The 22,923-nt window shown below is 61.0% G+C and carries 19 protein-coding genes and 2 pseudogenes; 15 read left to right on the forward strand and 6 right to left on the reverse strand.

The features are described 5' to 3' along the window. Positions 1-45 precede the first annotated feature (45 nt). The gene (locus AC09SL_RS07360; RefSeq protein WP_058545396.1) at positions 46-1,653 is read right to left on the reverse strand and encodes an ATP-binding response regulator; all 1,608 of its coding nucleotides are present in this window, start codon (positions 1,651-1,653) and stop codon (positions 46-48) included. A gap of 103 nt (positions 1,654-1,756) precedes the next feature. On the opposite strand from AC09SL_RS07360, the gene AC09SL_RS07365 reads away from it, so the two are divergent. The 3 genes from AC09SL_RS07365 to AC09SL_RS07375 all read left to right on the forward strand — a co-directional run bounded on the left by AC09SL_RS07365 (position 1,757) and on the right by AC09SL_RS07375 (position 4,951). Further along, positions 1,757-2,395: a response regulator gene (locus tag AC09SL_RS07365; RefSeq protein WP_058545397.1), complete on the forward strand. Its 639-nt coding sequence runs from the start codon at positions 1,757-1,759 to the stop codon at positions 2,393-2,395. Between the two features lie 315 nt (positions 2,396-2,710). Beyond that, positions 2,711-3,208 carry a hypothetical protein gene (locus AC09SL_RS07370; protein WP_081264405.1) on the forward strand — a complete coding sequence of 166 codons (498 nt, stop codon included), beginning with the start codon at positions 2,711-2,713 and terminating at the stop codon, positions 3,206-3,208. A gap of 105 nt (positions 3,209-3,313) precedes the next feature. Further along, positions 3,314-4,951 carry an ATP-binding response regulator gene (locus AC09SL_RS07375; RefSeq protein ID WP_058545398.1) on the forward strand — a complete coding sequence of 546 codons (1,638 nt, stop codon included), beginning with the start codon at positions 3,314-3,316 and terminating at the stop codon, positions 4,949-4,951. Here AC09SL_RS07375 and AC09SL_RS07380 read toward each other — a convergent pair. From AC09SL_RS07380 to AC09SL_RS07390, 3 genes and pseudogenes are all read right to left on the reverse strand, one after another. Further along, entirely contained in the window at positions 4,932-5,546 is a 615-nt protein-coding gene (locus tag AC09SL_RS07380; RefSeq protein ID WP_371914646.1) for a methyl-accepting chemotaxis protein, read from the reverse strand. The genes AC09SL_RS07375 and AC09SL_RS07380 overlap by 20 nt on opposite strands. After that, a pseudogene (locus tag AC09SL_RS07385) lies at positions 5,520-6,287 on the reverse strand (PAS domain-containing protein); the annotation flags it as partial. The gene AC09SL_RS07380 and the pseudogene AC09SL_RS07385, both read right to left, overlap by 27 nt. An 84-nt stretch (positions 6,288-6,371) precedes the next feature. Further along, complete coding sequence (locus AC09SL_RS07390; RefSeq protein WP_058545400.1) at positions 6,372-7,277, reverse strand: transcriptional regulator GcvA; 906 nt, start codon at positions 7,275-7,277, stop codon at positions 6,372-6,374. Positions 7,278-7,390: 113 nt separating this feature from the next. Between AC09SL_RS07390 and gstA the strand changes: the two genes are divergently transcribed. The 3 genes from gstA (at position 7,391) to AC09SL_RS07405 (ending at position 10,058) form a co-directional block, all read left to right on the forward strand. Continuing rightward, positions 7,391-8,008 (forward strand): glutathione transferase GstA, encoded by a 618-nt coding sequence (gstA, locus tag AC09SL_RS07395; protein WP_058545401.1) that lies wholly within the window; start codon positions 7,391-7,393, stop codon positions 8,006-8,008. 223 nt (positions 8,009-8,231) lie between these two features. Continuing rightward, positions 8,232-9,023: an AraC family transcriptional regulator gene (locus AC09SL_RS07400; protein WP_058545402.1), complete on the forward strand. Its 792-nt coding sequence runs from the start codon at positions 8,232-8,234 to the stop codon at positions 9,021-9,023. Positions 9,024-9,098: 75 nt separating this feature from the next. Next, positions 9,099-10,058 carry a quinone oxidoreductase family protein gene (locus AC09SL_RS07405; protein ID WP_058545403.1) on the forward strand — a complete coding sequence of 320 codons (960 nt, stop codon included), beginning with the start codon at positions 9,099-9,101 and terminating at the stop codon, positions 10,056-10,058. Between the two features lie 16 nt (positions 10,059-10,074). On the opposite strand, the pseudogene AC09SL_RS07410 reads toward AC09SL_RS07405, so the two are convergent. Next, positions 10,075-10,173: pseudogene (locus AC09SL_RS07410) on the reverse strand (ABC transporter substrate-binding protein); the annotation flags it as partial. Between the two features lie 9 nt (positions 10,174-10,182). Then, positions 10,183-11,139, reverse strand: coding sequence for a threonine dehydratase (locus AC09SL_RS07415; protein ID WP_058545404.1), 957 nt, complete (start codon positions 11,137-11,139; stop codon positions 10,183-10,185). A gap of 92 nt (positions 11,140-11,231) precedes the next feature. Here AC09SL_RS07415 and AC09SL_RS07420 point away from each other — a divergent pair, with 92 nt between their 5' ends. The 9 genes from AC09SL_RS07420 to AC09SL_RS07460 all read left to right on the forward strand — a co-directional run bounded on the left by AC09SL_RS07420 (position 11,232) and on the right by AC09SL_RS07460 (position 22,919). Next, positions 11,232-12,047 carry a helix-turn-helix transcriptional regulator gene (locus tag AC09SL_RS07420; protein ID WP_058545405.1) on the forward strand — a complete coding sequence of 272 codons (816 nt, stop codon included), beginning with the start codon at positions 11,232-11,234 and terminating at the stop codon, positions 12,045-12,047. A gap of 244 nt (positions 12,048-12,291) precedes the next feature. Next, positions 12,292-14,166 carry a 3-dehydroquinate synthase gene (locus AC09SL_RS07425; protein WP_058545406.1) on the forward strand — a complete coding sequence of 625 codons (1,875 nt, stop codon included), beginning with the start codon at positions 12,292-12,294 and terminating at the stop codon, positions 14,164-14,166. Then, on the forward strand, positions 14,163-15,053 hold the full coding sequence (locus tag AC09SL_RS07430; RefSeq protein ID WP_058545407.1) for a UbiA family prenyltransferase: 891 nt from the start codon (positions 14,163-14,165) through the stop codon (positions 15,051-15,053). Before AC09SL_RS07425 ends, AC09SL_RS07430 begins: the two co-directional genes overlap by 4 nt. Continuing rightward, positions 15,050-15,823, forward strand: a complete 774-nt coding sequence (locus tag AC09SL_RS07435) for an EboA domain-containing protein (protein WP_058545408.1) — start codon at positions 15,050-15,052, stop codon at positions 15,821-15,823. Before AC09SL_RS07430 ends, AC09SL_RS07435 begins: the two co-directional genes overlap by 4 nt. A 38-nt stretch (positions 15,824-15,861) precedes the next feature. After that, complete coding sequence (locus AC09SL_RS07440) at positions 15,862-16,746, forward strand: TatD family hydrolase (RefSeq protein WP_058545409.1); 885 nt, start codon at positions 15,862-15,864, stop codon at positions 16,744-16,746. Beyond that, a complete protein-coding gene (gene eboE, locus AC09SL_RS07445; RefSeq protein WP_058545410.1) occupies positions 16,743-17,972 on the forward strand; it encodes a metabolite traffic protein EboE in 1,230 nt (409 codons plus the stop codon). The genes AC09SL_RS07440 and eboE overlap by 4 nt, the downstream gene beginning before the upstream one ends. Continuing rightward, positions 17,962-19,416, forward strand: a complete 1,455-nt coding sequence (locus tag AC09SL_RS07450; RefSeq protein WP_058545411.1) for an alkaline phosphatase family protein — start codon at positions 17,962-17,964, stop codon at positions 19,414-19,416. Before eboE ends, AC09SL_RS07450 begins: the two co-directional genes overlap by 11 nt. Beyond that, a complete protein-coding gene (locus tag AC09SL_RS07455; RefSeq protein ID WP_058545412.1) occupies positions 19,386-20,525 on the forward strand; it encodes a hypothetical protein in 1,140 nt (379 codons plus the stop codon). The genes AC09SL_RS07450 and AC09SL_RS07455 overlap by 31 nt, the downstream gene beginning before the upstream one ends. Positions 20,526-20,537: 12 nt before the next feature. Then, positions 20,538-22,919: a hypothetical protein gene (locus AC09SL_RS07460; RefSeq protein WP_058545413.1), complete on the forward strand. Its 2,382-nt coding sequence runs from the start codon at positions 20,538-20,540 to the stop codon at positions 22,917-22,919. Positions 22,920-22,923: the final 4 nt, after the last annotated feature.

The raw sequence follows: 22,923 nt of genomic DNA on the forward strand, positions 1-22,923 counted from the left end.
CATGAAATGGAATGGTGGAAGAACGAGGAATGGCCCGAACAGATGTCAGGTCCTGACGCTGGCAAAGTTCTTGGTCAGCTCGAGCAAGGTCGCCCGCAACTCCGGAGGCCGCACGGGCTTGGCCAGGATCGAAATGTTCATGTGGTGCAGCGCATGGCGAATTCTTTCGATTTCATGGCCGGTCATGATCATGGCGGGGACTTCCCAACCCCGTTGTTCGCGAATCGCGGCGATGCATTCGGAACCGGAGACCTTCGTGCCCAGGTCGAAGTCGGCAATGATGATGTCGCAGTCGCTGGTCACGCCCACCCCGTCGCTGTGGGTTTGCACTTCGCACCCCCACTTCTCCAATAGCGCGGAGGTCGCCATCAGCACGTTGGCGTCATCCTCCACCAGGCACACTCGCAGCCCTTGCAAACGGCTATGGGTGGACACCGGCCTGTCCACCATCGCCCTTGGCGCGACCGTTTCCAGCCCCTGGATCATCGCGCGGGTACCTCTGCCGAGCCGGGAGTCCAGTTGGATGTCCAGATTGATCAGGTGGCTGATTCGCTTGACGATGGACAACCCCAGGCCCAACCCCTCGACGTCTTTGTCACGGACGTGGCGCACCCGATAGAACTCCTTGAACACCTCGGGCAGGTGTTCGGCGGCAATGCCCCGGCCCTTGTCGTAGATGACGATGGCCAGGCCGCTGCCTTTCGGCCGCACGCCGATCAACACCGGTTGGCCGGAGGCATATTTGAGTGTGTTGGAGACCAGGTTCTGCACCATGGTCGCCAACAGGCCGGCGTTGACATTGACCCAATGCCGGCAAGGCCGCAGGCGCAACTCGACACCGGCCCAGCGCGCCGCTTCGGTGTTCTGCTTGACCACGTCCTGCAGCAACGCGCCCAAGTGTACGGGCTCGGCCTGCGGCTCAAGCTGCCCGTTATCGAGGGTGTAGATATCGAGGATGGAACGAAACAGCTGCGAGACGATGTGCAACGAGCGGTCGATGTTGTCCACCAGTCGCAACTCTTCCTGGCCCAACCGGGCATCGCGCAGGCAGGCGGTGAACAAGCCGATCGAGTGGATCGGTTGGCGCAGGTCATGGCTGGCCTGGGCCAGGAAGCGGGATTTCTCCTGGTTCGCGGCAATCGCCTCCTCCGAAGCGATGCGGGTTCGGGTCAGCAGGATATGCGCGTAGGCAGGCACCACGATGGTGGTGACGATCAGCATCAGGAACAGGTAGGGCTGGCCACGCCAGAACGGCGTGAGCAGGAAAATCACCACCAGGGTCGACAGCGCGATAACGGTTGCCAGCGCCAGGTAGCGCGAGCCGAAGCGCATGCCATTGCCCAGCGTGACCCAGAGCAATGCAGCGTAGACCGGTAGCGTGCCTTCTCCACCCACGATCAAGGCGAAGGCGAGGCTTGCATAGTCGAGGGTCATGGCAAAAAGACGACGCAGGAAGAAGTGCCCGGGCCAGCGCTTGATCGCCATGCGCAGCGGGACCGCGACGCCGAAGAAAAAGGCCATGTACCACAGGATCGGTACATAGGTATCGAAGTCACTGGCCAGACAGGCCACCACAATGACGTAGAGTGAAGCGCAGGCCCCGACCGTCAATCTCAAGGTAGCCTGATCAAGCTCGCTATTCTTTTCCGTCATAGTCACTGGATTATTCCAACATGAAAAGTTGTTTCAAACTTGAAACCCAAGGGGGCAGTTTAGGTTACGATTCGTGAACTGGAAGATCAGAAGGATCTGAAGCATGACGTGCAGAGTTATTGTGGCAGATGACCATCCCTTGTTTCGTGAAGGTATGTTGAGAACCATCGAACGGCTTCTGCCGAAGGCCACCATAGAACAAGCTGGCAACCTGGATGAAGTATTGGCGCTGGCACGTTCAGGGATGGAAGTGGACTCGCTGATACTCGACTTGCGCTTTCCCGGGATCAAATCGCTGCAAGTGATCGGCCAGTTGCGCAGTGAGTTCAAACGCACCTCGATCATCGTGGTTTCAATGATGGATGATGTCGATGTTATTTCCCAGGTGATGGCGCTGGGTGCCGACGGCTTCATCGGCAAGAATATCGACCCCGCCGGTATTGCCGAGGCCATCATGGCAATACGCGAAGGCGAAGTGGTGGTGAAGTATCAAGCCGAAAACGCGATCCTGGACGATGCACTTTCCCAACTGACCGCGCGCCAACGGCAAGTGCTTGGCTTGATCGCCGCCGGCAAGACCAACAAGGAGATAGCCAGGGACCTGGGCATTTCCCCGTTCACGGTGCGCATCCATGTCTCAAGCCTGCTCAAATCCCTGGGTGTGCCCACTCGCGCCGCGGCTGCGGCGCAGTTTTCCAACTTCCCAGGCAATGGTGGATGGCCGGGAAAACAAGACAGTTAAATGCACAACAGCCACGAATATTAATTGAGTATTACCCTCCCTGCCCGCTTGCGAAGCCATAGCACACTTGTACTATAGCTTCGCCCAGCACTCTCCCCCTAAGCTGTGGACGCTCCATAAAAAGGCTGTTCAAACAGCCAAACATAAAGAAAGCCAACATGCCGTGCGCCGTGCAGTATCACTGTGCCTATTGAAACGTTATGACATGCGAAGCCTATGAATTTAATAATCGATAGGCGGCGCAATGCTGGGTCAACTTCACCGTCTGCACGGTTGAAATGGAATGGTCCTGACACTAACTCAAGGGAAGTCATCATGTCCTTCAAATATGGAAAAACGCTTAGAAATGGATTAGCGCTGTGCGTGCTGGCGGGGGTACTGAACGGTTGTGCAAACACCGGCGACTTGGGTAACTTGATGAGCACCTTGAATCAGGGCACCAAAAAATACGACGTCTCTTACCTCAAGCAAACGATCATTCCAGGCAAGACGACAAAAGGCCAGATCACTCAAATGTTCGGCGCGCCGACGAATGAAGAACTCAATTCGACGAGCTCCAGCAACGAGTCGAACTGGACTTATGAAAAGACTGATGAGGGCCTGGATAAGTACATGAAACTGGCCCATAAGTACGTATCGACCGAAACGAGCCTGAAGATGTACGAAACCGCGGCACAACTGTCCAAGGCGCAAACCGTGGCCAATGACGTCAGCAGCGTGACCGGCACGAAAACGGGCCAAAGCCAGACGCAAGGTTCGGTATTGACCATCTATTTCGTCGATGACGTCGTGAAGTACTACAGGGTCTACTGACGCAATGGCATCGTCCGTTGGGGACAGCATCGAGCCTGTTCCCAACCTTCACCGAGGCTAGCCGCTACGCTTGGAGGCATCAGAGGTCATGCGGTGCCAAAACCAGTGGAAAAGAACAGTGAACTCGAGCAGGCCACATTACGCCTGACCGTCAGCGCCTGTGCGCTGGTGTATATCGTCATCCTGGCCGGACTCTATCCAGAGAACGCCGCGCGCTACGTGCCCATCATTATCTACATCAGCACGTTCATCTTCGTCTCGGTGTTCCTGCGCATGATCATCAAGCGCTGGCCAGGACACTTCTTCTGGCGGCGCCTTTTCACGATGCTGCATGACTATGCCGGCATCGCATTTGCCATGATCGTGGGTGGAGAAGGCACGCTACCGGTCTACGCTGCATTGCTCTGGGTCACGCTGGGCAATGGCATGCGCTTCGGCTCGCGCTACCTGGCGCTGGCGACCGTTATCGCGCTGTCGTCCCTGGTACTGGTTTTCTGGCTGACCCCGTTCTGGCGTACGCAGCCCTACATGTTCCTGATGTTGATCGTCACCACCATCGTGGTGCCCGCCTATGCGCACATTTTGCTCACGCGCACACGCATTGCCTCCGAAGAAGCCATTTCGGCCAATCAGGAGAAATCGCGATTCCTCGCCCAGGCCAGTCATGACCTGCGCCAGCCAATCCACTCCATCGGTCTGTTCACCGCCTGCCTGCGTGACGCCAGGCTGGGGCTGGAAGAATTGCGGCTGGTGGACAACATCGACCGTTCGCTGCACACCGTGTCGCAGCTATTCCGCTCGATCCTCGATATCTACACCCTCGATCACGGTCAACTGATGCCGAAGGCCGACACCGTACACCTGGGCCAATTGCTGCAGGACGTCGTCAAGCAGAACACCGAGGCGGCCCGTTGGGCCGGCGTCGAGCTGCGTCTGCGCGCATGTCCTTATTGGGTCAACGTCAATCCCGGCTTGCTGACCACGATGGTCCAGAACCTGCTGTCCAACGCCCTCAAATACGCACCCGGCCAACCTGTGCTGATCGGCGTGCGGCGCCAGGGCCAGCGCCTGGCCGTGGTGATCTACGACAAGGGGCGCGGCATCGCCGCCGAACATTTGCCCGAAGTGTTCAAGGAGTTCTACCGCGTTCGCCATGCGCGCGACAAGGATGTCGAGGGTCTCGGCCTCGGCCTGTCCATCGTCAAGCGCATCAGCCAGATGCTCGACGTCGATATACACATCCGTTCCAAGGTCGGACAAGGCACCCGGGTGGCGATCAGCGGCCTGGAGCCGGCGGCACCACGCCTCATGATGCCCAAGGTGGTGCCCGTCCAGAATCGCCTGGACGGGTTGCGGGTATGCCTGGTCGAAGACGACGCCAACGTGCTGATGGCGACCTCGGCGCTGCTGGAAAAATGGGGATGCGAGGTTGAGGCCCACAGCGACGGCGAAGGGCTGATCAGCGATTGCGACATCGTCATCGCCGATTTCGACCTGGGTACGAAAGTCTCGGGCGCCGAATGCATTGCCGCGCTACGCGAGCAGCGCGGCTGGCAAGTCCCGGCGCTGGTCATCACCGGGCATGAGATCGCGCGGATACGCCAATCGCTGCAAAGCCTGAATATCTCGGTGCTGGCCAAACCCGTGCGACCGCCAGAGCTGCGAGCGGTATTGCTTGAATTGGTCAAGCGCATGGATCGCAAGGGCGAGGACCCAGCTCACCTCAACCCACCCAGCCGATAGCCGTCTTGGGAATCACCTCGGACTCGTCGAGCTTGGACGCAAACATGCTCACCGCCTCGAGCGCATCCGTGGTTCCGTTCCTGATTTGCACGATGACCGAGCCGGCCTGGTCTGCCAGGGTTACACCGCGCAATGCGCCTTCATGAGTCACGTTCATGCTGGCGACGGCGTCGCGGGTTTCTGAGAGGATCATGCCGATCATTTCGGCAATCTCCGAGGTGGAGCGACTGGTGCGCCCGGCCAGTTGCCGGACCTCGTCGGCCACCACCGCGAAGCCCCTCCCCTGGTCCCCGGCCCGCGCGGCTTCAATGGCCGCGTTGAGGGCCAGCAGGTTGGTCTGGTCGGCAATGCCGCGAATGGTGTTGACGATGGCCGTGATCTCTTCCGAACGCGCGCCCAGCTGCCCAACCAGACGCGCGGAAGAGCCAATGTTGTCGGCGATCTCGCGCATCTCCTTGGCGGTCTGGTGGATCACCTGAGCGCCCTGTTCAGCCACGCGTTCGGTCTCGGCGGAGATATGGTACGCACGGGAAGCGCCGCGCGAATCCTCTTCGAATTTCTCCACCCGCTCGCTGATGTCACTGGCGAACTTCACAACCTTGCACAACTTGCCTTCGGCGTCGAAGACCGGGTTGTAGCTGGCTTCCAGCCAGACGACTTTGCCGTTTTTGCCGAGGCGCTTGAATTGGCCGCTGAAAAACTCGCCGGCGTTGAGACGGCGCCAGAAATCACTGTATTCGGAGCTGCCGACCAGGCTCGGTTCGCAGAACATCCGGTGATGCTTGCCCTTGATCTCCGCCAACGTGTAATTCATGACATTCATGAAGTTTTCGTTGGCGGTCAGGATGTTGCCGCCCAGGTCGAACTCGATCACTGCCATGGCCCGGTCAAGTGCCGCCAGCCGGGCACGTGTTTCTGCCTCGCTGGCGACCTTGGCGGTGACATCGAGTGCGTACTTGACCACCTTCACGACGCGGCCTTGCTCATCCACTACCGGGTTATAGCTGGCTTCCAGCCACACGTTCTGGCCTTGCGCGCTGCGGCGCTGAAACGTGCCGGAAACAAATTGACCGGCGCGCAACTGGTTCCAGAATTCACGGTATTCGGCGCTGCCCACCAGCGCTGGAGTGCAGAAGTCCCGATGGGACAGGCTGGCCAATTGATCCGCACGGTAGCCCATCGTGGCGAGAAAATTCTCGTTCGCCCGCAGGACCTTGCCATCGGGACTGAACTCGATAACAGCCATCGAGCGCTCCAGGGAGCCGACGAGTCCCTTGTATGTTGCCAATTCGGCCGTCCTAGCCGTCAGTTCATTTTTTAGTGTTGTATTAAACATGACGTACCCTCGATGAACCCTGAAAGCAAGCGGACCTCGTTCTTATATCGGCTCGCTGACTGACGGCTGAACGGCACGGTGTAATCATGTTTCGGCGCCAAACCCCGCCGAATCCATCAACCAGGTTCTAAAGGCCTGCACTTTTGGGGTGTCGGCTGTTTCATGCGGGCTCACGAAATAGAAGCCGAGTTCAGATTTCAATCGCAGATCGAAGGGGGCAACCAATCGCCCGGCCTTCAGGTCGTCCTCGACATAAGTTGAACGCCCGATGCAGACCCCCAGGCCGTCAACCGCAGCCTGAACAGCCATCATGGCAAGGTCGAATGTCAACCGGCTGCCTTCGGCCAGTTTTTTCGGTTGGCCGGCGGCACTCAACCAGGCACTCCAGTCATCGTGGGTCACCCCGCTGACCTGCAACAAAGTGTGTTGGGCCAGATCGTGCGGATTCTCCAAGGCTGTCGGACCTTGCAGCAGCCTGGGGCTGCACACCGGAAAGATTTCGTCGGCCATCAGCCAGTCAGCCCGCAACCCCTTCCAGTCGCCGGAACCGTAACGAATGGCAGCGTCGACGCCGCCTTTACGAAAGTCCACCCGTTCGGTGGATGCCGTAACGCGCACATCAATGTTGGGATACGCCTGCTGGAAAGACGCCAGTCGCGGCAACAACCATTTGGAGGCAAATGAAACCAGGGTACTGATCGTCAAGACGCTGTTATTGCGGCTCTCCAGCAACGTCTGCGTGCAATAGCGCAACTCATGGAATGCCGCACGAACGCCAGGAAAATAGTCATGGCCTTCATTTGTCAGCGCCAGGCCATCCTTGAGCCGCAGGAACAAGCGCACGCCCAGTTCCTCTTCGAGCCGGCGGATTTGATGGCTGATGGCGGTTTGTGTGACGTTCAGCTCTTCTGCGGCCTTGGTAAAGCTCATGTGCCTGGCGGCTGATTCGAATGCTTTCAGGCCATTGAGGGAGGGTATTCGGGTGGCCATGGAGGTCTGACTTACTCATGAGATTTTGTCATACGCTAGCACCGAAGATGTCCTTTGAAAATGCTCCAGCCCTCGTGGATTCTGGCGGCACGTCCCCCAAGCTTGAGGAAACCATGAAACTGTACTTCGCCCCCATGACCTGCTCATTGTCCCCGCACATCGTGCTGCGGGAATTGGGCCTGCCCTTTGAATTGATTCGGGTCGACAACAAGACCAAGCGAACCGCCGATGGGCTCGACTTCCTGACCATCAACCCCAAGGGCTACGTGGCAGCCTTGGTGCTGGATAATGGTGATGTCCTGACCGAGGGTGCCGCCATCGTCCAGTACCTGGCCGATCTGGTTCCTGCAAATGCACTTGCGCCGGCCAACGGCACCTGGGAGCGGGTCCGCCTGCAGGAGTGGTTGAACTTCATCACATCCGAGATCCACAGCGGATGTGCGCCGCTGTTCAACGCCGATATTGCAGAGCCGACCAAGGCCATCTTCAGGGCAAAACTGTTCAGGCGCCTGGATTACCTCAGCCAGGCCCTTGAACAACAGGATTACCTGATGGGCACCTTTGGCCTGGCCGACGGCTACTTGTTCACCGTCTTGAACTGGCTGCCGTTGTTCAATATCCAGATCAGCGACTGGCCGGCACTGGCGGCGTTCATGGCGCGAATCGCCGCACGCCCCAGCGTCCGGGCGGCCATGGCTGCGGAAGCGGCATCCACTCTCAGTGCGATCTGACCCACCGCTATCGCGAGCAGGCTCCCACAGTTTTGGTTCGGGTGTCAGCAGATCAGATACCCACCGCTCCCACAGTTCTGCTTCGGGTGTTCACACAATTGATGCCCAGCGCCAATCCCTGTGGGAGCGAGCCTGCTCGCGATAGCGGCGGCACAGTCACGCCAGGCCCCTCCCCCCCGCGCACTTGTGCTAAAAAGCACCGTTATCGTTCTGAGTTCCGGTCATGGCCCTTGCTTCACCTCCCGATCTGACGGACACGACGCATCTTGTTCAACCGCTTTCCCGCACCTACCCACCCGGGACGTTGATCGCGCCTCATCATCATGAATGGGGCCAGCTTCTCTATGCCCAAAGTGGCCTCATGTGGGTCGATACACCCGGTGCTGCGCTGCTGGTCCCGCCGCAGCGCGCGGTGTGGCTGCCGCCGCGGGTCACACACGGGATCCGCGTGGTTTCGCCCTTGGAGATGCGCAATCTCTATTTGCGCGTCGAACTGGCCATGAGCGTGGGGCTTGAGCTGCAAGTGCTCGAGGTCAGCAAGCTGCTGCGCGAGCTGATCATCCGTCGAGTGGCGCTGGGTAATCGCCCTGATCCTGCGTTGCGTGATGCCTTGGATAACCTGCTGGTGCTGGAACTTCGCCAACTGCGCTCGGCGGTGCTCAAGGTGCCCATGCCTGCCGGCGGGGATCGACGCTTGCGCAACTTGTGCGAGACGGTGCTCGAGGTCCCCGGACTGGCCATGTCCTTTGAGCAGCACGCCGAGTCGGTGGGGGCCAGCACCCGCACTCTGGCCCGGTTGTTCCATGCCGAGCTTGGCCTGACGTTCACCGAATGGCGACGCCAAGTGCAACTGGCCCACGCCGTCGCCGCACTCCTGGAAGGCGACTCGGTGGGGACGATAGCGACGCGGTTAGGCTATACGCTGAGCAGTTTCAGCGAGATGTTCCGCCGCTCCCTGGGCGTTGCACCGTCGGCGTATAAAAACGCGATGGCATCAAGGGGTTTTGTCCGATAGACGAAACTCTCTGGCGGGTTCGCTATCGGCCCGAACGCTATCCTCGATGCACATTTCGTCGAGGAGTATTGCAGCTTGAAAGCCCTACAGTTTTCCGCCACCGGCAGCTTGGACCACCTCTGCCTCGTTGACTTGCCGACACCCGTCCCGGGCCCCGACGAGGTCCTGATCCGGGTCAAGGCGGCCGGGCTCAACCCCAGCGATGTTAAAAATGTCGAGGGCCGCTTTCCCTACACCACCTTGCCCCGCGTGCCCGGCCGTGATTTCGCCGGGGTGGTTGAGCAAGGCCCGGCACATCTGCTCGGCAAAGCGGTCTGGGGAACCGGCAAGGGCCCAGGCTTCCTGCGTGACGGCTCCCATGCGCAATACCTCACGGTTCCGGCAAGTGGCGTGGCCCTGAAGCCTGAGCGTTTGTCCTTCGTCCAAGCAGCGGCTATCGGCGTGCCTTTTACCACCGCCTACGATGCCGTTGAACGATCCCACGTGCAGCGCGACACGACGTTTTTAGTGATTGGCGCCAATGGCGCGGTAGGCAGCGCAGCGCTGGCCCTGGCGAAGGCCCGCGGTGCACGCGTGCTTGCGGCGGTACGGCGACCGGAGCGGGTCGCCGAGCTGCAAGCCAAAGGCTACGACGTCATCGTGACCAGTGCGCCCGGCAGCCTGGCAGAGCAGGTCAACGCGGTGTTTCCGGGTGGAGCGCAGGTCATCTTCGACACCACTGGCTTCTGGCTGCAAGAGGCCGTATCGGCATTGGCCAACTTCGGTCGCATTGCGTTCATTGCAGCCCCGCCCGATGGGATGGTGCACTTCCCCGCCCTGGCGCTCTATCGCAAAGGCGGCATCTTGATCGGCGTGAATTCGCTGCTTTACGACAACACCGATTGCGCCCGGATGCTTGAAGAGTTTGGCCAACACTTCGAGGCAGGCGTCATCGACGCTCCCACGGATATCCTTGAAATCCCCCTGGTGGACGGCAAGGCCCAGTACGCGCTGATCGCCCAGGGCAGCAGCGCAAAAGCCGTACTGGTGCCCTGACCCAGAATGGCTCGGTTTATTCGCTCAAGGCCTGACTGAAGGACGTATCGATAATCCCGGAAGTGGCCAGCGGCGCCGGCAGCGCCTTGGCCTTGAACAGGAAGTCCGCCGTGCTTTATCGGCATCAGCCAATCAGATTCGCATACACCGGCTGGTCGATATTCCCACCGGACAGAATCACCGCTACCCGTTTGCCCCGCATCGTTTCACGCTCCTGCATGAGCGCTGCCAAGGCGGCGGCGCCGGCACCCTCGGCGAGGTTGTGGGTGTCGGTGTAATACGCCCGCATGGCTCCGGCAATTTCAGCGTCGCTGACCGCTACGATTCGCGCCGCCGCGGCCCCGTAGATGGCAAAGGCCTCGGGAATGGGTCTGCGCACGGCCAGACCGTCGGCAAAGGTATTGGCCGAATCGGTCTCGCAGAGGGTGCCCGTTTCAAACGACAACTTCGCTGCCACGGCCTCGGTGGACACCACGCCCACCACCTGGGTCTTCAAGCCCAAGGCATCGCGGGCGGCGATGACCGCGCAGATCCCCGAGCCACAGCCTATCGGCACATAGACGGTGTCCAGGTCCGGCACCGCGTTGAACAGCTCAAGCCCGTAGGTCGCCACGCCCTTGACCAACTCGGGATGGAACGGCGGCACCAGGTACAGGCCATGCACCTGGGCCAGGCGTGCAGCCTCTTCACGGGCCTCATCGAAATCGCGGCCATACTCGACCACCTCGCCACCAAAGCCACGCATGGCGTTGTTCTTCTCTACCGAGTTACCGTGCGGCACGACGATCAACGCTTTCAAACCCAATGCGCTGGCCGCCAGCGCCAGGCTCTGGCCATGGTTGCCGCGAGTCGCCGTGACGATGCCTTTTGCCTCTGGGTGCTCACGCTTGAGCCAATGCACGAAGGTCAGGCCGCCGCGCACCTTGAAGGCCCCCGTCGGGGTGTGATTCTCGTGCTTGACCCACACCGTGCAACCCAGCCGTTCAACCAGCAAGGGCCAGGCATACTGGGCGGTGGCGGGCATGACTTGGTAGAGGTGATGGGCAGCTTGCTCGATGTCGTCGCGGGTCAGTGTGTGCATGATGGGCCTCCGGGTTTTGCCCAGTCTAATCAGGGCACCACCGCCAGGCTTTCAGAAAACTGACCTGACTTTCAGGCCCTCTCTTCACTACTATGCTGTTCATGAACCCTCGAAACCGCCAACAGCCGCCCCAGTCCGAACCGGTCCGTCGCATCGAGGCAGGGCCCTGGGCGATCGAATTGCTGCCCGGCTGCGCCTACGCCACCCGCTATGTCGCCACCCAGTCGGCGATCGGCTTTGCCTTCGACAGCCAGCGCGGCGTGCACGCCATCGGTAGCGACCGCATGCAGCCCTTCGAGGCGATCCCCAACGGCCTGGCATTCGTCCCCGCCGAATGCGACGTGTTCTCCGAATCCCCCAGGGGCGGTGAATACCTGCGGGTCGTGCGCACCGACGGTATGGCATTGCCGGGAGAGCATGCGTTCAACAACCGCATTGACCCGCAGGCCATCACCCTCGCGCTGAGAATGCGCAGCGCACTGCTGCGGCCCACCGCAGAGGATGACTGGGAGGCCTGGACGCTCGGACTGGCTGAACGGCTGAAGGCCCCCAAGACATTTTCGGTACACCCCCACGGCTCCATCACGGGCGGGCGAATGCGCCTGCTCGACGAGTTCATCGACGCCGGTCTCGACGGTCCGCTGGGGGTCAAGGAAATGGCCGGGCTGCTTGGCTTGTCCGAAGGGTATTTCATGCGGGCATTCAAGGATGCCACCGGCAAAAGCCCACACAGCTACCTGATCGACCGACGCCTGGCCAAGGCACGGGCGCTGATGCGTGACTCAGCCGCCCGACTGACCGACATTGCGCACAGCTGCGGCTTCAACTCCCAGGCGCACATGACCACGCTGTTCAAGCAACGCCTTGGCGTCAGCCCGGCGCAGCTGCGCGGGTATTCGAGGCCCTGAACGAGCGGGGACAAGCCGCCGATACAGGTCACCTGAGACGCGAAGTGGCACCCCAGATCAAATTGCCATCAGATGGCCTTGCAAAAACACTCGGGCCGTCTAGATTCAAATCTGTTGCCAACCACATCATCAACCACACCTGAGAGCCCTTCGGGCGAGAGCATCTATTGGCCTAAAACACACACTTGGCGTTGCTTTCAATTACTGACACGGAATCAGTCAATAACAACAAGAGGGATGCTTGATGAAGCATGGCCGGGGGTATCGTTCGCTCTCGCAAAAAGGCGCAGCCGGACATTTCTGGCTGTCATTGGTTTGCTTTTCAGCCCTGGTGATCGCCAGCTTCTTGCTGTTCGAACAACAGATCCAGGACTTCCTGACCCATCTCAACCTGTACCTGCCCTCGACGCCCGCGCAGAAACTCAACCTGGCGTTGCTGCTGATCGCCCTGCTGGCGCTGGACGTGGTGCTGCCCGTGCCGTCGAGCATGGTCGCGCTGCTGGCTGTGGCCATGCTCGGCAGCGTAGGGGGTTACCTGGTGATTTTCGTGGGTCTGTGCCTGGGCGCCGGGCTGGGCTATGCACTGGGGGCCGGCTACTTGCGTCTGTTGTCCGGCCGCCTCGGCCTGCATCAACGCCAGCCGGGGCAACTGGCCTACCGATTGGGCACACTGTCGTTGATCTGCCTGCGCGGGGTCCCGGTATTGGCGGAAACCTCGGTCGTCGCCGCCGGTATGCAACGCTACCCACTGCGCGCGTTCATCCTGGTCACCACCCTGGCCAACGCCGGCCTCGCATTGGCCTACAGCGCCATTGGCACCTTTCTCGTCGAGCAGAACGCACTGTTGGTGACGCTGCTCGCCAGCATGGTATTGCCCGGGCTGTTCATCGCCGGGTACAGCCTGTTCAAGAGCCTTCGCCGGCACGACGCGGAACAACCGTTGCACGGGCGCTTCAAGGTCAGCTACGACTACCCGGTGGTGTTCACCGATCATGTGTTCGATCTGCTCAATCCCTGCCTGCACCGCCAACTCATGGCCGGCCACAGGAGCCCCGTCACGGTGTTGATTTTCGCCGATGAACAACTGCTTCGCAGCGCTCCGCACCTGCAGGAACAGATCAACGCCTACTTCGCCAGCCATTTCCCAGACCTGCATCTGCAGGCGCCGCCGATCGCGGTCCCGGCCGGCGAGTCGAGCAAGGAATCACAGGTGTTGCAGCGGCTGTACACCGACATGCTGAAACATGGCTTGGACCGGCACTGCCATGTGCTGGCCCTCGGTGGCGGCGCGGTGCTGGACGCGGTGGGCTACGCCTGTGCCACCTTCCACCGCGGCATTCGCCTGATTCGCATCCCAAGCACCGTGCTCGCCCAGAACGACGCCGGTATCGGTGTGAAAAACGGCATCAACGCCTTCGGCCAGAAGAACTTGCTGGGCGCCTTTTATCCCGCCACCGCGGTCATCAACGACTTTCAATTGCTGACCAGCCTGACCCGGCGCGACCAGATCGCCGGGCTGGCCGAGGCGGTCAAAGTGGCGCTGATCAAGGACCAGGCGTTTTTCCAGTGGATGGAGCAACAGGCCGACGCCCTCGCCCGCTTCGATCATGGGGCCAGTCGCTACGCGATCCGCCGCTGCGCCGAATTGCACCTGGCCCACATCACCGGTGCCGGCGACCCCTTCGAACGCGGTAACGGGCGGCCATTGGACTACGGACACTGGGCCGCCCATAAACTGGAAAACCTCAGTCACCACCGACTGCGCCATGGTGAAGCCGTCGCGGTGGGCATGGCCCTGGATGGACTCTATGCCAATGCCTTGGGGCTGTTGAGCGACAGCGACACCGAGCGGCTGCTGAACCTGCTGCTCAAGCTCGGCTTCTGCCTGAATCCGCCGGAGCTGACCTTGAAAGATGCACGGGGACGCTCGCAGGTTTTGCTGGGGCTGGAGGAGTTCCGCCAGCATTTGGGCGGGCAACTTTCCATCCCCATGCTCAGCCGGATCGGCGAGTCGGTGGACTTGCATGAAATCGATACCGCGCGAATGGAGCAGGCGTTGCAGCGGCTGTCCTCCCAGGTCGATCTTGCGCTCACCCTGAACCAGAGCTGTGCGCAATGAACCAGACGGCACCGAACCTCAAGGCCTGGCTGACGCTCGGCCGCGTGTCCAACCTGCCCACGGTGTGGACCAACACCTTGGCCGCCGCCCTGCTCGCCAGCAGCGCCGGGGCCCTGGCTCCGCCGTCGTCCCTGGTGTGGATCCTGCTGCTGGCGGCGCTGTCGCTGCTGTACCTGGCCGGCATGCTGTTGAACGACCTGTTGGACGCCGACTGGGACCAACAACACCATAATCCTCGCCCCATTACCCTGGGCCTGGTCAGCCGCCAGCACGTGCGGCTGGCCACTGCGTTGTTGCTGGTGCTGGCCGCGGCCTCGCTGCTGGGCCTGAGCCGGCTGATCGAGCAGCCGCACTGGCTGCTGGGCAGCGCCACCCTGTTGGTGGGCTGCATCCTCGGTTACAACCTGCTGCACAAGAAATACGCCCACAGCGTCTGGCTGATGGGTGCCTGCCGCTCGGCGCTTTACCTCACCGCAGCGGCCAGTCTGGCGGTGCCACCCGAACCGATCTGGCTCTGCGCCATTTTGCTGGGCGTCTACATCAGCGGCCTGACCTACCTGGCTCGCCAGGAACACCGCAACCAACTGATCAGCCGCCTCCCCCTGCTGCTGATGCTGAGCCCGCTGGCCTTGGCGATCTACGCAGGCAGCGCCTGGTTTTGGCCGGTGCTGCTGTTATGGCTTGGCTGGTTGGGCTGGCATTACTGGCGCAACCTGGCCACCCCTCGGCAACGGCAGGTCCGCGCCTTCATCGGCGCCGGCCTGGCAGCCCTGCCGCTGTTCGATGCCTTGGTGCTGGCCGTGGCTAACCAGCCCTTGGGCAGCCTGTTGTGTGTCCTGGTGTTTTTCCTGCTTCCTCACTTCCAGCGCTGGATCAAACCCACATGAACACGGACGTTACTGCACCGGCCTCGGCGGCTCTCGACATGCGCCACGACTGCCTGAACGAACAACGGCAAAACTTCATTCGTCAGTTCGAAGAAACCGAGCGGCAATGGTGGCGCCAGGCACAGGAGCAACTTGCCCGGCGCCCGGAAGCCAACACCGCGGCGTGCTTGAGCAGTCAGTGCAAGCGCCACCTCAAGGAGCGTGCACAGCCCGGCACCGACGGCTGGAGCAACGTCCAGCTGGCGCGGGCGTTGCTGCTGGCCCAGGTGCTGGAGCTGCAGCCCCCTACCGAGCAGGTCCCGCTGCTGCACCAGTTGTTCCTGTGGGGCGACGACCAGGAAAAAGTCGCCACCTTGAAGGCCCTCGACTGGCTCGATAGCCGCGGGGCGTGCGTGGAGCTTGCACGCCAGGCCGGGCGCACCAGCAACAGCCAGGTGTTCGCCGCCCTCGCCCTGGACACCGCCTATCCGTCGCGTCACTACAACGAACAGGCCTTCAACCAGCTGGTGTTGAAAGCGCTGGGCATGGGCCTCGATGTACGACGCCTGATCGGCCTGACACAACGACAAAGCGTCACCCTCAACCAGTTGGCCCTCGACCTGCTGGACGAACAACTCGCCGCCGAACGAACGGTGTCCGCCGGACTGCCTCACGTGATTGCCTTCGACTTGTTGAGCCCGGCGCAACGTCAGCGCCTGGCCGGCCTGGGCCAGCAACAACGCTTGCCGGCGCAATGGCGCGAGCCCCTGGGCGGCGTTTCGCCGAACTGATGCCCAACCGTCCCCTGCTTTTCTGACGAGGATTCACCATGCCCAAGTACTTCGACCCGCATATCCACATGGTCAGCCGCACCACTGACGACTACCAGAACATGGCGGCCGCCGGCATCACCGGGGTGATCGAGCCGGCCTTCTGGCAGGGCCAGGCCAGGACCAGCGTCGGCAGCTTCATCGACTACTTCGACACCTTGCTGGGCTGGGAGCGTTTTCGCGCCAGCATGTTTGGCATCCATCATTTCTGCACCATCGGCCTGAACCCCAAGGAGGCCAATGACCTGTCGGTGGCCAATGAGGTGCTGGAGATTCTGCCGCGCTACCTGGTGAAAGACGGCGTGGTGGCGGTGGGTGAAATCGGTTACGACGACATCACCCCGGAGGAGGATCGTTTTCTCGCTGCCCAATTGGAGCTGGCCAAGCAATTCAATCTGCCGGTACTGGTGCACACCCCGCACCGCGACAAGATAGGTGGCACCAAACGCACGCTCGCCGTCATTCGCGAGGTCGGGATCGCCGAGCATCTGGTGATCATCGACCACCTCAACGAACTGACCCTGCCCCTGGTGCTGGACAGCGACTGCTGGCGCGGCCATTCCATCTACCCCAACACCAAGATGTCGGAACAACGCATGGTTGCGCTGCTGCAGCAGTACGGCACGGAAAAAATGGTGGTCAACAGCGCCGCCGACTGGGGCATCAGCGACCCGCTCAAGGTGCCCAAGACCGGCCAGGCAATGTTGGCCGCAGGGTTCAGTGAAGCCCAGGTCGAACAAGTGCTGTTCCACAACCCGGTGGACTTTTTTGCCCAGAGCGGCCAGTTGGACAAAGCCCTGGTCAGCACGCCCCTGCCCATCGATCAGCGGCGGCAATGGCAGGACAACTCCGCCCTGCGGGGCCAGGAACCGGTGATCAAATGAGTGCCCGCACGGGTTGGACGGCCACGCAGATCGGCTATTGCAGCAACGTGCACCCGACCCATGACCTGGGCGGACTGCGCGCATCCATCGAACGGCATTTCCAGGCCGTACGCACACTGCGCGGGCTCGACACGCAGGACAGTGGATTGTGGATCAGCGCCCTCGCCGCCGCCGAACTTCAACAAGCACCGACCCGTGCGGATTTCCTCGACCTGCTGCAACGCAGCGGGCTACGCCTGACCTCGCTCAATGGGTTTCCCTACGGCCAATTTCACCAGGGCGCGGTAAAAGCCGACGTCTACCTGCCCAGTTGGGCCGATCCGCAGCGGCTGGCGTACAGCCTGGACCTGGCCCGGTTTCTCGCCCAGGCCCTGCCAGCGGACTGTGCCCAGGGGGTGATCTCCAGCCTGCCGCTGGGCTATGCCGCCCACTGGAGCCCGACGCTACAGCAACGTGCCGAGCAGCAACTGCGCGTGCTCACCGCCGCGCTGGCCCGGATGCAGCTAGAGACGGGCAAGAAGATCGTGGTCTGCCTGGAGATGGAGCCCGATTGCGTGCTGGAAAACACCGACCAGGCCATCGCCTTCTTTCGCCACTGGCAAGCCACGGACCCGCACCATGAACACCTGGCGCTGTGCTTTGACGTCTGCCACCAGGCCGTGATGTTCGAAGACTGCTATCAAGCACTGGACCGTTTGCGTCGCGCCCAGGTACCCATCGGCAAGATCCAGTTATCCAATGCACTGATTTGTCGGCTGCCTGAGGACGAGCATCGACGCGAACAGGTGCTCAAGACATTGAGCGGTTTTGCCGAGCCCACCTACCTGCATCAGGTGAAGGCCCGCGATGGGCAGGAGCGATTATCGGCCTGGGCGGACCTTCCCGCGGCCCTGGACGATTGTGAGCAGAACCGCGTCTCTCATCCCGAACTGAGGATTCACTTCCACATTCCGCTGTTCAGCGAGCAGTTGCTGTTGCCCGAACTCAGTGGCAGCCAGGTCGCCCTGGCGCAGACCTTTGACTTTCTGGCCGACCATGAGGATTGGCGCCCCGTACTGGAAGTGGAAACCTACAGCTGGGGCGTCCTGCCCAGCCAGCTACGGCCCACGACCGAGCACGCCCAACTCCAGGGCATCGCGGCGGAGTTGCATTGGGTCGAGGACCAGTTGCAGCAGCGCCGCTTGCTGCAACCCCAAGCGCTGGAGGCCCATGCCCATGCGCTCTGATCCTGTGCGTCAACCACTGCTGCTGATCAACGTGGTCGGCCTGACCCCGGCGTTGCTGGGTGCCGCGACGCCCTGCATCAATGCCCTGTTGAAAACGGCCAGGATGGCCACGCTGCAACCGGTGTTCCCGGCGGTCACCTCGACCGTGCAGGCCTCGATCCTCACGGGACAGCCACCGTCGGAACACGGCATCGTCGGCAACGGCTGGTATTTTCGCGACCAGGCCGAAGTGCGTTTCTGGCTGCAACCCAACGCCCTGATCCAGGGGGAAAAGGTCTGGCAGACACTCAAGCGCCAGTACCCAGGGTTTCGCTGCAGCCAGTTGTTCTGGTGGTACAACATGTATGCCGACGTGGACGCCGCCATTACCCCACGGCCCCACTACCCGGCCGATGGCCGCAAGATGTTCGGCCTGTATTCGGAGCCGGCCTCGTTGCATGAGCGTATCGAACAGCAGATCGGCGAGTTTCCCTTTCCGAGCTTCTGGGGCCCGGCGGCCGGCATCGCCTCGAGTCGCTGGATCGTCGATTGCGCCATCGCCGAATTCCAGCTCAACCGCCCCGACCTGCAGTTGATCTACCTGCCGCACCTCGACTACAGCCTGCAACGCCTGGGACCCGATCACCCGTCGATTGCCGACGAGGTACGCGCCATCGACAGCGAAGTCGGGCGGCTGCTGGACTTTGCCCAAGCGCAAGGCGCGGCAGTGATGCTGCTGTCCGAATACGGGATCGAAGCCGTCACCCAATCCGTGTCCATCAACCGGTTGTTACGTGCCGAGGGCTTGTTGCAGGTACGCCAATCGCTGACCTGGGAATTGCTCGATCCCGGCGCCAGTGCGGCGTTTGCCGTGGCCGATCATCAGGTCGCGCACATCTACGTGAAGCAGGCGCGCGACATCCCCCGCGTCAAGGCGCTGTTGCAACGCCAGGCCGGCATCGAACAGGTACTGGATAAAACCGAACAACAGGCCTGGCAACTGGATCATCCCCGCAGCGGCGAGCTGGTGGCCGTCGCCGCCGCCGGTTACTGGTTCGATTACTACTACTGGTTCGACGAGGGCAAGGCTCCCGACTTTGCCCGCACCGTGGACATCCATCGCAAGCCAGGCTACGACCCGCTCGAGCTGTTCATCGACCCGGCCATTCGCTTCCCGACATTGAAAGTGGCGCGCCGCCTGCTTCAGAAAAAGCTCGGCTTTCGCTACTACATGGATCTGATTCCGCTGGACACCCGCCTGGTCCGCGGCAGCCACGGACGGCTGCCCAAGAGCAAGGAGACCGGCCCGCTGCTCATCACCAATTGTGATCTGTCGTTGCCGCAGCACCTTGAGGCGACGGCAGTGAAGCAATTGCTCCTGGAACACTTCCGGGGGCACCCTCATGCCGATACGGCGAATGCCAAGGAGCTTCCATGCGGCGAACCATTTCCATCACTGTCCTGAGTGCCTTGGCCGGTTTGGCCCAGGCCCAGGACACCAACAACTTCGATTGCGGTAATTTCCTGCAATTCGGATACAACACAGAGCAGACCCGGACCGCGTTCAACAAAAGCCCGGAGACCATGGCCTGGAACTGGTTCGTCTGTTTGAACCAGTCCGACGCCAAGGGTTACAACCGTCAGTGGGAGCTGTTCAAGCCTTCCGATCAGGTCTATCTGGCCAATGGCGCCAACCCCGGTTCGTATGACAGTCGCATGAGGCTACCGGGCGAGGTGCTCCGGCAAGCCAAAGCCCTGGGGCTGGACCCGAACCGTCTCCTGCATAACCTCAACGCGGTACAGCAGGTCGACGGCCTGAGCCTGGCCATGGGCGGCGCCGCCGTGCCTACCACACAACAAGGTCACGTCGTGCGCTTTCAACTGCTGATGGGCCAGGACACCTACGACTACATCGTAAAAACCAATGTCTACAACGTGGATGGTCAAGAGGCCCTGACCAGCGACCTGAACTTTCCGGCCACGGCCTGGGAGTTGAAAGCCGCCTGGCTATGGATCGGCACGGACCCGAACTACAAGCAGCAGCTGGAAAAAGATGGCTACTACGTGGCCCAGGCCTACTACGCCGTGGGCACCGGGTACAAGGTCGGCTATGCGGCGTTGAGCGGTTTGCACGTGGTCAACAAACTGACCCCCAACTGGGCCTGGACCACCTTCGAAAACCTCAACAACCCCAAGTACACCGTGACCAAGGACTATCCGCCCAAGCCGATGACAAACAGCACCGGGCCGACAGCGGACGCCATACCGGTCAACGCCCAGTTCCAGGCCAATAACCCGAGCCTGTCGAAGTACCAGTTGATCGGCGTGGAATTCCGGCCCATTACCCAGGTCCTGGCGAACTCGCAGTTGGAGTCGGCATTCCAGGACACATCGTCCTGCCTGGCCTGCCACAGCACCGCCGCCTACTCGAAGAACAACGGTTACTTCAGTTTCGCCATCCCGACCTCAGGCGGTCTCACCTACCCCACTACGCCGCCGCCGGAAAAGGCCTTCGTCGGCTACAAAAAACTGGATTTTGTCTGGTCGCTGAAACATGCCCAGTGGAAACGCTAAGGAGAGCACGACATGAGCGTATTGAATTTTCCCCGCATCTATCTCAACGGCGAGATGTTCTGGAACCCGCCGACGGCCAATAACAACGACGTGTACCCGTTGTATGACGCGGTGAAGATGGACATCAACTGGCCGTTCGTGAAGCACTTCGGCATCGACTCCCACAATGCCCCCGACAGGCTGATGCCATGGATCCTCTCGACGCAGCACATGGCTGACATGCCGACCTATGTGCAGCAGGTGCCAGGCAATATCAATCCCAAGCATGACCCGTACATGCCCGCCGAATGGGATCTGTTCGGTGACAACGGTTGCGGTCTGGTGAACTACGGGAAAACCACCTCGACCGTCATCGGCGGCGAGCTGCAGGCCAATACCTACATCGATAAGGATTCGCTGATCGGCGCGCAATACCAATTACTCGGCAGCCCTCTGGGCAGCTCCGCCCCGACCGCGGCGCGCTTCGTGGATATCAGTCCATGGCAGAACACGTTCACAGCATTGTATTTCGACAAACTGGTGCTGGGGGATACGTCCTGCGGCCTGACCCTCAACCGCAAGTATCGGATGATGGATCGTTTCCTGAACTTCAGTTGGGGGGCCCTGGGTAGCCTGGTGAACGTCAGCACCACCTGGCAGACCTGCTTTCCCAAGGAGAACCTGGAATGGGCGATTGGCGACTCGCGTCTGTTGGCCAACCTCAAGCAGCAGATAACGCAGCAAGGGGCCCAGGGCCTGATGTTCCGTTTTTCAACCTACCTGACCTGCTACGACAAGAACGGTGTGTTCAACGATTACACACAACGCCCCGACACCCGTTCCAACAACCCGGACATCATGGCGAAAGTGCGTGACCTCTACAGGGCAGGTTTGAACAACGTCAACCAAATTTTCTTCAACCCCGCCTACAGCCGCACCTCGGCGGTGCTGGGTCTGTGGTTCGCCAACGAATACCCCACCGCTCCCGCCGGGGTGCGCCTGGTACCCACCCAGCCAGTCTCGGTCGTTCAACCGGGCTACGATGGAAAAAGTGTCCCATTGGGGGTGATCTCGGCGCAGATCACCGGTAATACCCTGTCGCTGGACCTGAGCAACACATTCCCGTGTTATCCCGTGAACGCCACAGACGACATCCTCGTCCCTGAGAAATTCAACGCCGGAGACTACCTGTTGGGCGTGCGCCAGAGGGGACGGTTCACGCCGGCGATCGGTTTCGGCTTCGACCAATACCAGCAATCGGCTTTCGAGCAACGCTCCGGCATCCTCGATCTCACGCTCAACGCCGAAGCCAAGGCACTGCTGCAGTCCGGTCCTCTGCTGCTGCAACAGCGCAACCCGGCCCCGGTCCCTCCGAAGATGGCCGCCGGCCAGCAACTGTGGACCGCCGAAGTCATCGAGAGCGGCAGTTTCATTGATGTCGGTGACCGCAAGACGCTGAGCATCATGGTGCAGAAAAATGGTCAGCCGGCCGCCAACACCACGTTGTATGTCGCGGAGTACGGCAATCCCTACATGGTGACCAGCAGCAATTACTACCTGGCTTTCAGTAATGCGGCCGATTTCACGCTGTTCTACGACAACCCGTCGGACCGTATCAATAACACGGCCAATCTGCCGCAGTTCATCGACGCGCCTACGGTAGCCCTCTATCGCAGCACCGGCAGCGGTCGCCGGCTGACCGACCTGCAGGACGTGCCCGAACCCGCGGGCAACCCGGTCGGGTATCAAGACTTCCTCAAAGCGTCCGGTACGCCGATTGCCATCAACCTGCGCCCCTGCCTGGTCTTCGACAAGGGCTTCAATGACACCGGCACACTGCAGGACAAGAAGGCCAGCAGCGTCAGCTACTCCTACGCCGTCATCACCACCAACGCCCAAGGCATCGCCCAGATAAGCTGCCGGGCAGTGGCACCAGGCTTCCCTACCTTGCGCTTCTTCGTGCAGGAGAACGGCAAAAAACCGGCCATTCCGTTCAGCTTCCCGATCACCCAGGCCTACGTCGACTTCCTCGCACCGATACGGGTGCTGCCCGTGGACATGCAGTTGCAGCAGGACTTCATCGACACCTGGAACGCCATCTGCGAAAAAACAAACGCTCCAGAGCTGCTGTGGGACAAGTTCATTTATCCCAAGATCCTGCAGACCTTCTATTACCTGTACCCCATCATGAACAAGTTCATGCCACTCAATTCCCGGACGCGCGTGGAGGGCGCCATCGACCAATTGATTTTGCTGATCAGCAAGGATTACCAGGACCATAGCACCCTTGCGATGCCCATCACCCGGGACATGTCCCAAAGCCGCCGCGCCGTCCTGGAGCTGTGGGCCAAGCGCCTGGTGAAGCTCAACTATCCGCCCAAGAAACTCAGCATGAGTGACTACAACGGCCTTTGACGAT

This window comes from Pseudomonas sp. PF05 (assembly GCF_056521845.1).

Coding starts and splice junctions, on each gene's coding strand:
- AC09SL_RS07360 (WP_058545396.1), bottom strand. CDS start 1,653: ATGACGGAAAAGAATAGCGAGCTTGATCAGGCTACCTTGAGATTGACG.
- AC09SL_RS07365 (WP_058545397.1), top strand. CDS start 1,757: ATGACGTGCAGAGTTATTGTGGCAGATGACCATCCCTTGTTTCGTGAA.
- AC09SL_RS07370 (WP_081264405.1), top strand. CDS start 2,711: ATGTCCTTCAAATATGGAAAAACGCTTAGAAATGGATTAGCGCTGTGC.
- AC09SL_RS07390 (WP_058545400.1), bottom strand. CDS start 7,277: ATGGCCACCCGAATACCCTCCCTCAATGGCCTGAAAGCATTCGAATCA.
- gstA (WP_058545401.1), top strand. CDS start 7,391: ATGAAACTGTACTTCGCCCCCATGACCTGCTCATTGTCCCCGCACATC.
- AC09SL_RS07400 (WP_058545402.1), top strand. CDS start 8,232: ATGGCCCTTGCTTCACCTCCCGATCTGACGGACACGACGCATCTTGTT.
- AC09SL_RS07415 (WP_058545404.1), bottom strand. CDS start 11,139: ATGCACACACTGACCCGCGACGACATCGAGCAAGCTGCCCATCACCTC.
- AC09SL_RS07420 (WP_058545405.1), top strand. CDS start 11,232: ATGCTGTTCATGAACCCTCGAAACCGCCAACAGCCGCCCCAGTCCGAA.
- AC09SL_RS07425 (WP_058545406.1), top strand. CDS start 12,292: ATGAAGCATGGCCGGGGGTATCGTTCGCTCTCGCAAAAAGGCGCAGCC.
- AC09SL_RS07430 (WP_058545407.1), top strand. CDS start 14,163: ATGAACCAGACGGCACCGAACCTCAAGGCCTGGCTGACGCTCGGCCGC.
- AC09SL_RS07435 (WP_058545408.1), top strand. CDS start 15,050: ATGAACACGGACGTTACTGCACCGGCCTCGGCGGCTCTCGACATGCGC.
- AC09SL_RS07440 (WP_058545409.1), top strand. CDS start 15,862: ATGCCCAAGTACTTCGACCCGCATATCCACATGGTCAGCCGCACCACT.
- eboE (WP_058545410.1), top strand. CDS start 16,743: ATGAGTGCCCGCACGGGTTGGACGGCCACGCAGATCGGCTATTGCAGC.
- AC09SL_RS07450 (WP_058545411.1), top strand. CDS start 17,962: ATGCGCTCTGATCCTGTGCGTCAACCACTGCTGCTGATCAACGTGGTC.
- AC09SL_RS07455 (WP_058545412.1), top strand. CDS start 19,386: ATGCGGCGAACCATTTCCATCACTGTCCTGAGTGCCTTGGCCGGTTTG.
- AC09SL_RS07460 (WP_058545413.1), top strand. CDS start 20,538: ATGAGCGTATTGAATTTTCCCCGCATCTATCTCAACGGCGAGATGTTC.